General features: G+C 42.9%; 11 protein-coding genes and 3 tRNA genes. 9 read left to right on the forward strand and 5 right to left on the reverse strand.

All coding sequences use genetic code 11. From position 1 onward, the window contains the following. The first annotated feature begins 18 nt into the window (after positions 1-18). The 5 genes from speA (at position 19) to A3G19_RS09575 (ending at position 4,903) form a co-directional block, all read left to right on the forward strand. A complete protein-coding gene (speA, locus tag A3G19_RS09555; RefSeq protein WP_015653715.1) occupies positions 19-1,848 on the forward strand; it encodes a biosynthetic arginine decarboxylase in 1,830 nt (609 codons plus the stop codon). Positions 1,849-1,857: 9 nt separating this feature from the next. Further along, positions 1,858-2,559: a serine O-acetyltransferase gene (gene cysE, locus A3G19_RS09560; protein WP_294872340.1), complete on the forward strand. Its 702-nt coding sequence runs from the start codon at positions 1,858-1,860 to the stop codon at positions 2,557-2,559. Between the two features lie 118 nt (positions 2,560-2,677). Next, positions 2,678-3,913, forward strand: coding sequence for a hypothetical protein (locus A3G19_RS09565; protein WP_291750828.1), 1,236 nt, complete (start codon positions 2,678-2,680; stop codon positions 3,911-3,913). Next, positions 3,900-4,268 carry a YcfL family protein gene (locus A3G19_RS09570; RefSeq protein ID WP_015653718.1) on the forward strand — a complete coding sequence of 123 codons (369 nt, stop codon included), beginning with the start codon at positions 3,900-3,902 and terminating at the stop codon, positions 4,266-4,268. Before A3G19_RS09565 ends, A3G19_RS09570 begins: the two co-directional genes overlap by 14 nt. A gap of 14 nt (positions 4,269-4,282) precedes the next feature. Next, positions 4,283-4,903, forward strand: a complete 621-nt coding sequence (locus tag A3G19_RS09575) for a penicillin-binding protein activator LpoB (RefSeq protein WP_015653719.1) — start codon at positions 4,283-4,285, stop codon at positions 4,901-4,903. 18 nt (positions 4,904-4,921) lie between these two features. Here the strand turns inward: A3G19_RS09575 and A3G19_RS09580 are convergent, their stop codons facing one another. Next, a complete protein-coding gene (locus A3G19_RS09580) occupies positions 4,922-5,959 on the reverse strand; it encodes a bifunctional 3,4-dihydroxy-2-butanone 4-phosphate synthase/GTP cyclohydrolase II (protein WP_015653720.1) in 1,038 nt (345 codons plus the stop codon). Positions 5,960-6,118: 159 nt separating this feature from the next. On the opposite strand from A3G19_RS09580, the gene A3G19_RS09585 reads away from it, so the two are divergent. From A3G19_RS09585 to A3G19_RS09600, 4 genes are all read left to right on the forward strand, one after another. After that, positions 6,119-6,193 (forward strand) — tRNA-Gln (locus tag A3G19_RS09585). Between the two features lie 20 nt (positions 6,194-6,213). Further along, positions 6,214-6,290 (forward strand) — tRNA-Met (locus tag A3G19_RS09590). A 48-nt stretch (positions 6,291-6,338) separates the two neighbouring features. Further along, positions 6,339-6,415: transfer RNA gene (locus A3G19_RS09595), tRNA-Met, on the forward strand. A gap of 109 nt (positions 6,416-6,524) precedes the next feature. Then, positions 6,525-9,041, forward strand: a complete 2,517-nt coding sequence (locus A3G19_RS09600; protein WP_294872343.1) for a cation-transporting P-type ATPase — start codon at positions 6,525-6,527, stop codon at positions 9,039-9,041. Here the strand turns inward: A3G19_RS09600 and A3G19_RS09605 are convergent. From A3G19_RS09605 to A3G19_RS09620, 4 genes are all read right to left on the reverse strand, one after another. Next, positions 9,038-9,718 carry a response regulator gene (locus A3G19_RS09605; RefSeq protein WP_294872346.1) on the reverse strand — a complete coding sequence of 227 codons (681 nt, stop codon included), beginning with the start codon at positions 9,716-9,718 and terminating at the stop codon, positions 9,038-9,040. The two genes, A3G19_RS09600 and A3G19_RS09605, sit on opposite strands and share 4 nt — an antisense overlap. 10 nt (positions 9,719-9,728) lie before the next feature. Next, positions 9,729-11,162 carry an HD domain-containing phosphohydrolase gene (locus tag A3G19_RS09610; RefSeq protein WP_294872348.1) on the reverse strand — a complete coding sequence of 478 codons (1,434 nt, stop codon included), beginning with the start codon at positions 11,160-11,162 and terminating at the stop codon, positions 9,729-9,731. Further along, positions 11,159-13,342 carry an MASE3 domain-containing protein gene (locus A3G19_RS09615; protein WP_294872351.1) on the reverse strand — a complete coding sequence of 728 codons (2,184 nt, stop codon included), beginning with the start codon at positions 13,340-13,342 and terminating at the stop codon, positions 11,159-11,161. The genes A3G19_RS09610 and A3G19_RS09615 overlap by 4 nt, the downstream gene beginning before the upstream one ends. After that, the coding region (locus A3G19_RS09620; RefSeq protein ID WP_294872354.1) for an ATP-binding protein at positions 13,335-14,679 on the reverse strand (1,345 nt) is incomplete at its 5' end. The genes A3G19_RS09620 and A3G19_RS09615, both read right to left, overlap by 8 nt.

The following is a 14,679-nucleotide window of genomic DNA, read 5'->3' on the forward strand; positions in this document are numbered from 1 at the left end:
GCCAACCAAAGGACAAACATGCAAAACTATGGTATTGATATTTGGGGTGAAAACAACTTTATGATCGATCAGGGGATGGTTAAGGTTAACTATAAAAGCTCCCCATCCCTCATCGAAATTAGCCAAAAAATTCGTAAAACCAATCTGCGCGGACCGTTAATTTTACGTTTTCCCCATTTGATCGGAAAACAGATCGATCTTTTGTATTCCAATTTTCATCGCGCTATTTTCGAAAACGATTACACCGGTAAATTCCGTGCCGTATTTCCGCTAAAAGTAAATCAATTCCCCGAAGCGGTCGATGCCATCGTTGAGCATGGCGAACGCTATGGGTACGGTCTTGAAGCAGGGTCTAAAGCCGAACTCGCTATTGCCATGGCTAAAACGGCTCTTGGCTCACCCATCACCGTCAATGGGTTTAAAGATGAAGAGATGGTACGACTTGGATTTATGGCAGCTCAAATGGGTCATAACATCACCATCACCATCGAGGGGTTGGGTGAACTCGAATGGATTATCGACGTTGCACAGTCGTGTAATCTGAAAATCCCGAACATCGGAATCCGTATCCGTCTCCAATCGGAGGGGAGCGGTATCTGGGCAAAAAGCAGCGGCTTAGGTTCTAAATTCGGACTCACTTCGACCGAACTGATCGAAGCGATGAACATGCTCCAAGAGAACAATCTAGTGGAGCATTTCACCATGATTCACTTCCATGTCGGTAGTCAAATGGAAGATATTTCAACCCTAAAACGTGTTTTGCGTGAAGCAGGCAATATTTATGCCGAACTCAAAAAAATGGGTGCTACCCGCCTTGGAGCCATCAACATCGGTGGTGGACTTGCGGTTGAGTATTCCCAGCACACATCGGGTCGTTTGCGCAACTATACCCTCGAAGAGTTCTCCAACAGTGTCGTTTTCTTGCTCCGTGAGATTATGAATGCCAAAGGGGTAGCCCATCCTGACATCTTCACCGAATCGGGCCGTTTTATCGTTGCATCGCACTCCGTATTGATTGCCCCGGTATTAGAGCTTTTCAGCCACGATTATCAAGCCAAATCACTCAAACTCAAAGAGCACAACCCGCCATTGATCGAAGAGCTGCGCGAGCTTAATTCCCTCCTCTCTCCGCGCACCTGTATTGAATATATGCATGATGCACTCGATCATATGGAATCGCTTCTAACGCTCTTTAATCTAGGTCACATTGATCTCCAAGACCGTTCCAATGCCGAGATTTTGGTCCACCAGATCATCAAAAAATCGCTCTACCTCTCTCAGGATAATCCGATGCCGGAAATTGAACGGCTTCAGGTCAAACTTCAAGAGCGCTATTTGATCAACAGCTCTATCTTCCAAAGTATCCCCGATTACTGGGGATTACAGCAGCAGTTCCCGATCATGCCGTTGGATCGTCTCGATATACCCGCCATTCGAGCTGCGAGTTTATGGGACATCACCTGTGACAGTGACGGTGAGATCCGTTTTAAACCGGAAACTCCGCTCTATCTCCATGACATCGATTTGGATGAAGAGGAGTATTTTCTCGCATTTTTCAATGTTGGAGCCTATCAAGAAACATTAGGGATGAATCATAACCTCTTCACCCATCCGAGTGAATGTACCATCCTCATCAGTGATACAGGGTATGAAATCGAAAACTTTACCGAATCCGATAATATTCTTAATATCCTCGAAGATATCGGCTATGACGCTTCAAAACTTCTGACTAACCTTAAAAATAAACTCGCTGTTAGTGATTTTAGGACAGAAGAAGAAAAAAGTGATACACTTCAAAAACTCGAAATGTACCTCTACCAAAACGGGTACCTGCGAACCACACGATAAGGATTGAATTTGGGACTTTTTTCTGAAATTGCCGAAGATTTTTCGAACGTTTACAAAAATGATCCCGCTATCAGTTCTCGTATCGAACTTTTTTTTAACTATCCGGGCGTATGGGCCATTTTTTGGTATCGTATTTCCAACCGTCTCTATCGAGCAGGTTTTCGCTCCCTCGCCCGTATTATTATGGGGATTAATCAACTCTTCACAAATATTGACATCCATCCGGGTGCTACGATCGGGCGACGTGTCTTTATCGACCACGGGTTCGGCGTCGTTATCGGCCAAACGACGATCATCGAAGATGATGTTCTTATCTATCAGGGGGTAACGCTGGGAGGGGTAAGCCTGACTCCCGGAAAACGCCACCCGACGATCAAAAGCGGTGTTGTTATCGGCGCAGGCGCTAAAGTGCTCGGTAACATCACGATCGGTACCAACTCTAAAATCGGAGCCAACTCTGTCGTAGTACGTGAAGTACCGGATAACTCTACCGCTATCGGTATTCCGGCACACGTGATCCAAAAAGGGCGTGATAAAGATCCGTTCAGCCATAACAAGCTCCCGGATATCAACAAAGAGATGTTCGAATACTTACTTCGTCGTGTCGCCGTACTTGAGCACTACATGGTTCAAGACAATACTGAAATCCTTGAACAAGATCTCCAACTTGAAAATATCTATGAATCCTTTATCAAGGCGATGAAAAATTAAACGCATGCCGATAACTAAAAAATTTTTACCGTTAATTTTTTTATTATCCTTCTCTGCTTTTGCCGCTTCATTAACCTCCAATCAATTACGCACCGGCCTTTCTGCCTATAGTTTTCCCATGACCATCGCAACCCTAAGCAACGACACTTCAAATGATGAAGAAATGTGGTACTGGCTTAATCTCGCTCGTCTCCAACAATCCAACGGCGATTTTAAGGCCTCCATACAATCCTACGAAAAAGCCTATGCGATCTTAGATGAATACGAAAATCGAGCCACGATCAGTGTCCGAAATATCGGATCGTTTCTGGGTTCCTCCTTTCTCTCAAAAGGGTCAGAACACTACCATGCAAAAGGGTACGAACGCTCCCTCATGCATACGCTTAATGCACTGAATTACACGATGCTCGGTAATTTCGAAGGGGCCGCAGTCGAGATGCGCCGGATGGAACAACGTCAAGAGTTCTGGCTGATTGAGAGCGAAGAAAAAATCAAAGATGCCGCCGATGAAAAGCGTCGGGCTGAGCGGCAAGGTAACGATGTCACCTCTATCCCATCTGGCTATTCGATGGGCTCACTGCTCGAAGATCCCGATGTTCGTTCTATGGCCAACAACTACCAAGACCCTTTTTCCTATACCCTTAGCAGTATCATTCTCGATATTTCCGGTTTATCTGCCGCTGCGGGGGATGCCTCTGCGATCAGTCTTAAACGGGCATTGGCACTCAATCCTGATGTATCCAAGGTCTTTGTCAAATCATCAACGCTTCCTCTCATCAAGTCATCTGGCATGGAGATTACACTCATTGTTCTCTCAGGAGAAGCACCCGCCATGAAGATAGAGCGCGTCCGCTTCCCTATTTTTCATGCAGCTGAATACACTAGCCTTGATTTGCCCTCGTATACCCTTCCGATCAACGATCTCTCTTCCCTGTCCATCTCCACATCTACGATGCGTCTACACCCTCCCAGACTTTTAAAATCAAATGTCATGGCGTATAAAACGCTCAAAGATGAACTTCCATCCGATCTTGCCAAAGGGGTAGTGAGAGCTACAACCCGAGCCGTAACCGCCAAACAAATAACCGATAAATTCGGCCCTTTGGGAGGGCTTATCGCTTCGTTGAGTATGGATTTAGGGAGCAGCTATGTCGATCAAGATTATCGCAACTGGGAATTACTTCCCAACTCCGGCTATATTACTAAATTTGAAACTAAAAAAGGAGAAACACTCGATATCATGCTAAACCAAACCAAAGAGACTATTATTCTCCCAACCGATAAAAAAGGTGCCGTTATACTGGTCGACTATTTAACTCCAGACAATATAAGGATTCATCATGTTACCTATTAAAACCCCTCTTCTCTCCGTGTTTAGCGTTTCATTAATATTAATACTATTGAGCGGATGTTCATCCAAAAATGTTAGTATAATCGGTGAAAAGCGTATTGATATAGTAGAGCATCGAAGTATTCAAGAAGGGTCCATACTCAAAGTGATCGCCAACCTTGAAAACGATGATTTTGACGAAGTAGAAGGGTTCGTGTATCAGGTCGAATGGTTTGATAAAAATGGCGTTTTGATCGAAGCGACTGCGTGGAAACCGATCACTATCCATAAAAATCAAAAAGTTCAAATTGTCGAAACCTCAGGTATCCCGAATGTTTCCAACTATAAAATCGTTGTATCCGTACCCGAAAAAAAATAATCTAAGGATTGAAAATGACCACATTAACGAAAACTTCACTTGTACTCAGCATCAGTGCAATAGCCCTTTTATTCAACGGATGTGCCACCCCAGGCGGTGCCGGAATGGTAGGCTATGACTCCAATGTCAAATACGGCGATGCCAAAGCGGTGGAGACGATCAATGCTGATTTCGGTTCAACCGACTTGCAAACAACGGCAGAATCGATGACCCAGTCATTGCTTGAGAGCCGCTTTATTTCCAATACCCATCAAACCCCTAAAGTCAGATTGCGTACGATCAACAATCTCACCTATGAGCACATCGATACCAAAGCGATCACCGATAAAATCCGTATCAAACTTCTCAAATCAGGAAAAGTACGCTTTTTAGCCGATAAAGCCAATCTGGAGGATGTCCACGATGAGCGTGAGTTTGCACTGGGACATTCAGGAAAAGAGTCCAACAAAAATCTCGATAATGCCGATTACATCGTTACCGGAAACGTCAGAGCGATCAAAAAAGCCAATGATAACGTCAAAGATGTCTATTACAATATTTCGATGGAGTTAGTCGATCCGCAAAGCGGAGAAGTTTTATGGGCAGATGAAAAAGAGATTCGAAAAACAACCTCCAAAGCATCCGTAGGTTGGTAAATTCAAACCTGAGAGGGATTAATCCCCTTCGGTTGGATTAATGGTTTCCACTACATCAAGCCCAAACCCGCCTAAACCTGCAAAATCCGAAACTTTTGATTCGGCGATAAGACGCATATGTCTAACACCCAACGATTTTAAAATCTGAGCGCCGATTCCGTACTCTTTCATATTGATTTGCTGATGCGGCGGTTTGTTGATAAAGAGCAAAACACCGCTGTTATGTTTGAGATAATTGATTGAATCGATCAAATGGGTATATTTGCTTTGATTCAAAAGTAAATCGATGTCAGGGACGACATTGTGTACTTTGACATTCGCCGTCTCTCCCGCTTTATAGAACACGACTGCCGTATGACGGTTATCCTGATGATCGGCAAATTCATATTTTTTGACATGGACACCGAAAAATTCGATCTCCTCTTCGGATACCGCTTTCACAAGTGTTTCATTCGCCAAACGGAATTCGACGATGTCTGAGATATAAACCGTTTTGAGATCGTGTTTAAGAGCAAACAGATCCAAATCGTCACGACGAGCCATCGTACCGTCTTCTTTCATGATTTCACAGATAACCGCTGATTCGGCCAAGCCTGAGAGACGGCATAAATCAACTGACCCTTCCGTATGCCCGATCCGAACCAGTGTTCCCCCCTCTTTCGCGATAAGTGGAAAAATATGTCCCGGTGCTACCAGCTCAGAGGGATGAGAAATAGGGTTAGCGAGGATTTTAATGGTCATGTCACGCTCTGCCGTCGAAATACCGGTTGTAGCTGCTGTAGCGTCCACAGAGATCGTAAAAGCGGTTTCATGCATCGAGGTATTGGATCTTACCATTGGCTCAAGAGTTAGCCGTTTAGCGATTGCAGGGTTAATGGCTACGCAGATAAGCCCTTTTGCGTGTGTTGCCATAAAATTGACATGATCGGGAGTCGAAAAAACCGAAGCATAAACCAGATCACCTTCATTCTCACGGTCCTCATCATCGACCATAATGACCATTCGACCTTTTTTAAATTCTTCGATAGCATCTAATACCCGTTGCATTGCTGACATTCAAACTCTTTTTTACATTAATATAGTTAGCAATTATAAGATAAAAGGATTAAAAAACTATCACAATAAAAAAAATACTCTTTTTTAAACGCCTTAAAATCGAAACACTTGACAAATCGGGTAAAAGTGTCTATAATTTCGGCCTCTTAACGAGAACATTGGGGTGTCGCCAAGCGGTAAGGCAACTGGTTTTGGTCCAGTCATTCGGGGGTTCGAATCCCTCCTCCCCATCCACTACTGTCAACTTTTAGCATCGCGGAATAGAGCAGTCCGGTAGCTCGTCGGGCTCATAACCCGAAGGTCGTAGGTTCAAATCCTGCTTCCGCAACCAATCTAGACTTACAAAATATCCACCTTCTAAACTTTCTAATTATTATGTCGCGGAATAGAGCAGTCCGGTAGCTCGTCGGGCTCATAACCCGAAGGTCGTAGGTTCAAATCCTGCTTCCGCAACCAACCTATATTAATACTTATTCCCTCCCCTATTCAATCAATTATTTTTATAAGAGAGCTTCTCCCTCTATTTTGATATAATCAATCAAATGCCATTAGAAGGGAAGAGATAATGATGCTTCTGCCCGATGCACCCCATTCAAAATCTCCGGAAGAGCTTTACGCTCTGTTGGAGAGCTCACCCTCGGGCATTGACGCTGCGGCCGCACAAAGCCGTTTAGATCATTACGGATTTAACACCCTCACAGAAGAACAACGAACCCTTATAAGTATTTTTCTCAGTCAGTTCAAAAGCCCTATTGTGGCTATTTTGATTGCGGCAGCATTGCTCTCCTATATAATGGGAAATCGTAATGACAGTATGATCATTGTCGGGATTCTCGTTGTCAACAGTTTACTCGGATTTTTTCAGGAATACCGGGCAGAGACATCGATACAGGCACTTAAAAAACTCACAGAAACACATGTCCGTGTTATTCGTATGGAGATAGAAGTTCTTGTCCCATCAAATGAAGTGATACCGGGCGATATTGTCATCCTTGGCGAAGGCGATCTGATTCCAGCGGATATACGCCTGATTGAAGCACACGCGGTACAAGCAGATGAAGCGATTCTTACAGGGGAATCCATCCCCTCTTCTAAACAAGCAGAGCCTCTATTGTCTCCAGAGACGCTTCCGTATGAACGAAACAATATGCTTTTTTCCGGAACGCATATCCTCAAAGGCACCGCAACAGGAATTGTCACTGCAACCGGAGAACAAACCTATTTAGCCTCTATCGCAAAAAGTGCGAGAGAATTGTCACCTGATTCACCGCTGACACGTTCATTGGCAATTTTTTCCAAACGATTGATTGTACTTTTACTCGGAATTCTGACACTGGTTGGTATCGCAGGTATGATGCAAGGGCGAAGCATGGCAGAAATGTCATCTATTTTGATTGCGGAGCTTGTTTCAGCGGTACCGGAAGGGCTTCCGATCGTTGTGACGCTCATTTTAGCATTGGGTGCCTATCGACTTAGCCGCTATAAGGTTCTCGTACGCCATCTCCCCTCTGTCGAATCATTAGGAAGCGCGTCTGTGATTGCTACCGATAAAACAGGAACGATTACCGAAGGGTTTCTATCGGTTAGTCAGACGCATATTACAAACGAAGAGGCGCTTAGATTATGCGCTGCTTTGTGTAACGATGCTTCATTGGATCGGGGTGATCCTATCGATACGGCATTGGTTCGTTGGATAGGAAGCGAGTATGAAGTCATTCGAGACCATTATCCAAGAGTTTTTTATCATCCTTTTGATTCACAACTTCGTTTCATGGCAACCGTCAATCAACATGGTTCCCAAGAACGTTTGAACATAAAAGGGGCCTATGAAGAACTGAAGGCAATAGCACTTAATCCGCTGAAAGAATTAAAAATCTTTGATACTATTCATGACGCGATGGCATCCGAGGGGTTGCGTGTACTTGCGTTTGGGATCAGCGATGAGAGTTGGGATGACCCAAAAGATTGGAAAATCAACATTGTCGGCTTGATCGGGTTTGCTGATACCGCCAAAAAGGATGCAGTTGGAGCCATTTTGCAGGCTAAAGAAGCTGGAATTCGTGTAATAATGGTAACGGGAGACAACCCTTTAACGGCTCAGGCAATTGCCAAAGAAGTCGGAATATGGCAAATAGGCGATCATCTTTTAAGCGGGCAAGAGATCGAAAAAATGGAGGATAAGGAGCTCAAATCTGCACTGAGGGGATGTACCGTTATTGCAAGAGCACTCCCTGAGCATAAATACCGTATCGTCAAACTCCTGCAAGAAGAGGGAGACATCGTCGTGGTAACGGGAGATGGCGTCAATGATGTCCCTGCACTCAAAGCAGCCGATTTGGGAATTGCCATGGGCAATGGGAGCGAAGCGGCAAAATCGACGGCAAAAATGATCATTATCGACAACAGTTTGGGGGTCATTGTTGATGCAATTCGGCAAGGGAGAATCATAGCGGCCAATCTGAGAAAAGTTATTTTTTACCTCGTTGCCACCTGTTTTGATGAAATACTGCTCATCAGCGGAGCGATCATCATGGGGCTTCCCCTCCCTATCCACCCTACCCAAATTTTATGGATCAATATCGTAACGGACGGAGTAACCGACAAAACATTTCCGATGTGCCGCGAGGAAGGAAATGTAATGAAGAACAGACCTCGACGCCTTGAAACCCAATTTTTTGACCGCTGGCAAATGGCGCGAATCGGATGGGTTTCTTTGGTTAACGGAGCGGTGACACTGGCTGTTTTTTATTATCTAATTAGCCATGAATATGGATATGAAACCGCACTGAGTGTCTCTTTTTGTATTATTGTAACGTCCCAATGGGTCAATGGTCTACTTGCCCAAAAAGAGGAAGAACCGTTTCTTCGTAATATTGGACGCAGTTTAACGATCAATCCGGCAATTTGGATAGGGCTTGGAATTGGGATATCACTCCAAGCAATCGCTCTCTACGTCGTTCCGCAATGGTTTCATGCCATCCCTCCGACACTGGAAATGCTCGGTTTTATCGGTGCGGCCACGGTTGTTGTGTTTGTATTGATTGAAAGCTATAAATGGGGAGAATATTGGCTAAAGCGCTAGGTTAGCGAATAGCCGATTTTCGCCAAATTACGAAGATTAGTGTCATCTCCCATTTTTTTGCGAAGTCTAAGGATGAGATTTTTCAATGCGCCGTCCGACATCTCTTCATCAAGAACTTGCGAAAACGTTGCATATTGGATAATTTGCCCGCGATGAGAGAGAAGCAATTCTATCGTATGAATCTCATTTTTTGTCAAAGCCGTTTTTTCACCCCCTGAGCGGATAAATACTTTGGCAAAATAATCGTAGGATACGCTCTCATTGATCTTTGCGATTAATAATCCGTGCGATTTGAGACGATCCACTGCCGAATAAAGTACTTTAATCAGCGCATTAAACTCGATCGGCTTATGGATATAATCGATCAGATTGAGTTTGCATGCAGCCAACAGATCTTCCGTTGCAATCGATCCCGAGACGATAACGATAGGAACTTTGTCATTCTCTTCACGTATTTTTTTGGCAACTTCAATGCCACTGATACTTCCAATATAGATATCGAGAATAACGATATCGATCGGATTGGTTTTATAAATGTTCAATGCCTCGATGCCATCAGCTACCGAATGGACTTTCCCTACAATAAGCTGCAAGGTTTTTTCGGTTATCTCACGCAGGGTATTATCGTCTTCGGCATACAAAACAGATAGATTTTTAAATTCGGTAAAATTAGCCATTGCTTCCCCATTAATCTTTAAATTGATTTGCTATTTCGGTAAACTGATCGATATTAGCCATAAACATATCCACCAGTTGCGGATCGAAATGACGACCCCGCTCACTGATAATAAACTCGATAATCTTATCCATCGGCCATGCTTTTTTATAGACTCGATCACAGCTCAAAGCATCAAATACATCTGCCAATGCGATGATTCGTCCATAAATATGAATATGTTCTCCCTCAAGCGCATTCGGATAGCCCGAGCCGTCCCATTTTTCGTGATGTTCGTGGGCTATGATAGCGGCAGCCTGCAACAATGGACGATTGGAGTTTTTAAGAATATCGTATCCGATATTGCTGTGTGTTTTCATCACGTCATATTCATCCGTATCCAATTTACCCGGTTTAAGCAAAATAGCATCCGAAATTCCGATTTTACCGATATCGTGCATCGGGGAAGCACTGTAGATCAACCGTATCTGCTCCTCTTCCAATCCGTATAATTCTCCCAACAATTTGGCGTATTTAGCGACACGACGGACATGATTTCCGGTCTCTTGGGAACGGGTCTCCCCCACCTCCCCTAACAAGGAAAGCATTTCATTCTGTGTTTGCCATATCTCATCATTCAGATCAAAAAGTTCGGTAACATCGTGACTGATACTGATAAATTCAATGATGTTGCCGAACTCATCCAAAATCGGCTTGATCGTCGTGTCGGTGATATAGCTTTGCCCATTTTTTTTGAGATTTTTTATGGTCCCGGTCCATGTTTGTTTATTTAAAATACGCTTCCAAAGATTTTCATAAAATTCCGGCACCATATCCTGATGACGAAGTATCCGATGTCCTTTGGAAAGGATCTCATCAGAACTATAGCCGCTGGTTTTACAAAAAGCGTCATTGGTGTATATAATATTTCCCTGAATATCGGTTTTCATGACAATCGTCGAGATATCGACAATCTCTTTGTATTGTTCCAATAAAGTCGTTTGATGAATCAAATCTTGTTTGAGCTGAACCGTCAATTCATTCACTTTACGCTGATTGTAAATATTCTTGACCACTTCGTATACAATTTTGATCATATTTTCCGTCTGAATCGGTTTGAGGAGAAACTGAGCCACTCCGAGGTTAATCAGCTCCAACAAATAACTGCTCTCTTCACACGCCGAAGTGATAATAATAGGCTGCTGCGGATTCAACTCTTTGATCTGTTTTACCATAGCGACACCGTTCATTTCAGGCATTAAAATATCGGTTATGACAATCTCAAATACTTCACTTTGATAAAGGTGAAGCCCTTCTATGCCGTTAGAAGCCGTTTTAACATTGGAGAAAATCGTCTCTAACAACAACTTCGTATTTTCACGTATCAATCTCTCATCTTCGACGTAGAGGATTTTCATCCCTGAGGATAATGATGCGAGCGTATGCACCATCTCTTTAAAAGTCATTGAACTTCCTTTTCATAAGGTAATTTAATCGTAAATGTCGTTTCATTTTCTTGGCTATAGACACTGATCATACCGTGACAGTGGTCTTGAATAATCATTCGGCTCATATACAGCCCTAATCCGGTACCGTTATTTTTTGTCTTCGTCGTAAAATAGGGGATAAAGAGTTTATGGATAATCTCAGGTGCGATCCCTCCGGCGTTGTCACGAATCGTGATAATGCCGTATTTTTCATCTCCATCCAGAGTAATCCAGACTTCCCCCTCTTCTATCCGTTTCTCAACAAACGAATCCAATGAATTTTTCAGCAGTGCAATCAAAACCTGCAACACTTCATTACGATACGTAAAGAGTATCGGATCATGCAACGAGTTTATTTCCACCGAAATCCCATGATTTTTCAGGGTGTGATCCACAAGGCTTAAGGCATTATCGATGAGTATCGAGATATTAAAATGCTCTTTGGGTTTATCGGGACGGAAAAAATCCCGATACTCCGAAATGGTTTGGGAGAGATGGGTGCTTTGTTCCTCGATTTTTTTCAGATTTATGATCAAATTAGGATCATTATCATCTTTCATTAACTCCTGTAGCCGCATTTGAGAGGTTATGGCGTTGATAATCGCTAACGGCTGCCGCCATTGGTGGGCAATCATCGAGATCATCTCCCCCATCTGAGCCTGACGAGTATTCATTCGGAAAATTCTTTCCTCTTCGATGTGTTCGGTAAGGTCTCTCGCGATCATGATTAGTTTATTTTCATCCTGATCGCTAAAGCCTGAAAGGGTAAATTCGATGATCTTGATTTCATCCGGGACACTGTAAAGTCGAAGCGAACACTCATCGGTTACATATTCTCCCTGATACGCCATATCAAGGTGACGCTGGAAGCTCTCTTTCCGACACTCTATCTCATATGCCAAATCAAAAATATTTTTTCCGATCATAGCGTCTTTACTCATATCAAATAACGATAATGCCAATTCATTGCAGTCCACGACATTATGTTTCTCTAAAATAAGAATTGCCTCGTGAACCGATGCAAAAATCGTCCGATAGAATTTTTCACTCTCTTTGATCTGCAACTGTATTCGCCGAATCTCCGTCATATCGGTACAGATTTGAAGGGTTCCGCTAACCGTATCTTTTGTTTTAATCGGACTGATCGTATATTGTTTGTATTGATCACCGAATGCTACTTCCAATGTACGATATTCCCCTTTTGCAATCGTCTGACATACTTCACATTCAGATGGATCGATGCCCGGGGGATGGAGTAAAGTATGATTATCCTGACCCACGAAATCATGCACAAGCGGTGTAGCGCATTGCAGTGTTGCACGATTGATCTGTCGGATTATCCCATCTGTATCGACGACGACCACAGGAACCGGAATCGCATCATACGTGCTCGATGCTTTTGCCATCACCGAAAACGGTTCTTTAAGCGCCGTTACAACAATCCCTCTAAAAATCATCCAATAGACAAAAAACTTCAGGATATGACCTACTAAATTCATAAAACCGTATACATCGATATAAAGGGTAAAACATCCCTCTGCAGCGATCCCCAGTATCAGTGACCAACGAATCATACGATACATGAGCGGATGATAATTCTCTCGTTTAGTATGGTAGATCACCATAGCGATCACTGATGCGAACATGATGCTATATTCCAGAGCAATTTTTGTCGTACTCAACCCGACATCCGCCACATACATTGTCGGAAAAATCCCCATAAAGGTTCCGACATAAACTCCAACAGCCGCAATGGCAAACCAGATAAATACCGTACGAGGCAAGATCGAATCAAAACGGATAAAAGGGGCAATCAACAAGGTCGTAATCTGAAATAATCGGGCAAAAATCCATAAGGTTGTTGATGGATTCTGGGTCATAACATCCGAATAAATATTCATTCCGTAGTAGCTGAGCATATGAAATAAATCCAATATCGCTGTCCAGAAAAATCCGATTCCTATAAAAAGTAAGAAATCGTTTCGGGTAAATTTGTACATGTAATAAGCGATAATCGCGATAAGTATCCCTATGATTACCGCATATAATTCAACGAGTGCATGGAAAAAAAGATACCCCTCACTCATTCGAGCCACTAATAAAATCACGATTAAAACAATCGGAACAGTGATTTCCAACCAACCAAGTTTTTTAAACATTTTTTCGATCCTGATTTGTAGGATTTTCGTATGGGAGTTTTATCGTAAATGTCGTTTCATTGTGCTCGCTCATAACTTCGAGTATCCCTGCACAATGATCTTCAATGATCACTTTACTCATATAAAGCCCCAATCCGGTACCGGATTTATGTTTGGTCGTAAAATAGGGGATGAACAATTTATTCATGACATCCGGAGCAATTCCTCCGGCATTATCATGGATTGAAACAATCACAAAATCCTCATCCTGATCGATAACGATAGTGATAGAGCCTAGGAGTACATCGTTCTCTTGGAATGCATCGAGTGCATTTTTTAATAAAGCGATGAAAACCTGCAACACTTCATTTCGATAACTGATCAGTTTAGGATCTTTAAGCGATACTTTTTTGATCGTTATCCCATAATTTTTAAGCGTATGGTCGATCAAGCTTAATGCGTGATCGATGAGAGCCGAAATATAAAAGAGCTCTTTGGGCTTGTCGGGACGGAAAAAATCTCTGTAATCCGTTATCGTTCGAGAAAGATGGACACTTTGTTCCTCAATTTTGATCAAATTCTCGATTAACAGAGGATCATTCTCTTCTTTCATCAACTCCTGCAAACGCATTTGAGAGGTTATGGCATTGATAATCGCCAACGGCTGACGCCATTGGTGGGCAATCATCGAAATCATCTCCCCCATCTGAGCCTGACGTGTTTGCATTTTAAATAATTTTTCCTGCTCAATCTGATCGGTAATATCACGAGCAATCAATACTAACTTGTTGCTGTTATTTCGGCCAAAACCGGAAAGGGTAAACTCGATAATTTTATTCTCATTGTTATGATTGCTCAATGTCAATGCACACTCCATAGTCGTAGCATTACCGTGATAAGCCGCATCAAGGTAAAAAGCAAAGTCATTTTCCCGGCACTCTATATGCGTAGCGGTATCAAAAATATTCATCCCGATCAGCTGTTGTTTCGTCATTTCAAACAGACGTACCGCCTCATCATTGCAATCGATGATCCTATCATCCGCTAAAATACAAACCGCCTCATTAATTGAGGCAAACAACGTTCGATAAAATTCTTCACTCTCTCTAATCAACTGCTGATTTTTACGACTATCGGTAATGTCTTCTCCCGAACTTAAAATCCCTATAACCGTTCCGAATTCATCCAATAGCGCATGATTTCGCCACGCGATGAGCCGTTCTTCTCCTCTTTTCGTAACGATAGGATTTTCATAACATTCATATGCATCATGATCTATCACGGCCGCTGCCACTTCAAACAACTCTCTACGTATCCGTTCAGGGATAAACAATTCAACAAAGTTTTTACCAACCACA

Source organism: Sulfuricurvum sp. RIFCSPLOWO2_12_FULL_43_24 (assembly GCF_001829605.1).
Taxonomy (GTDB): Bacteria; Campylobacterota; Campylobacteria; order Campylobacterales; family Sulfurimonadaceae; genus Sulfuricurvum.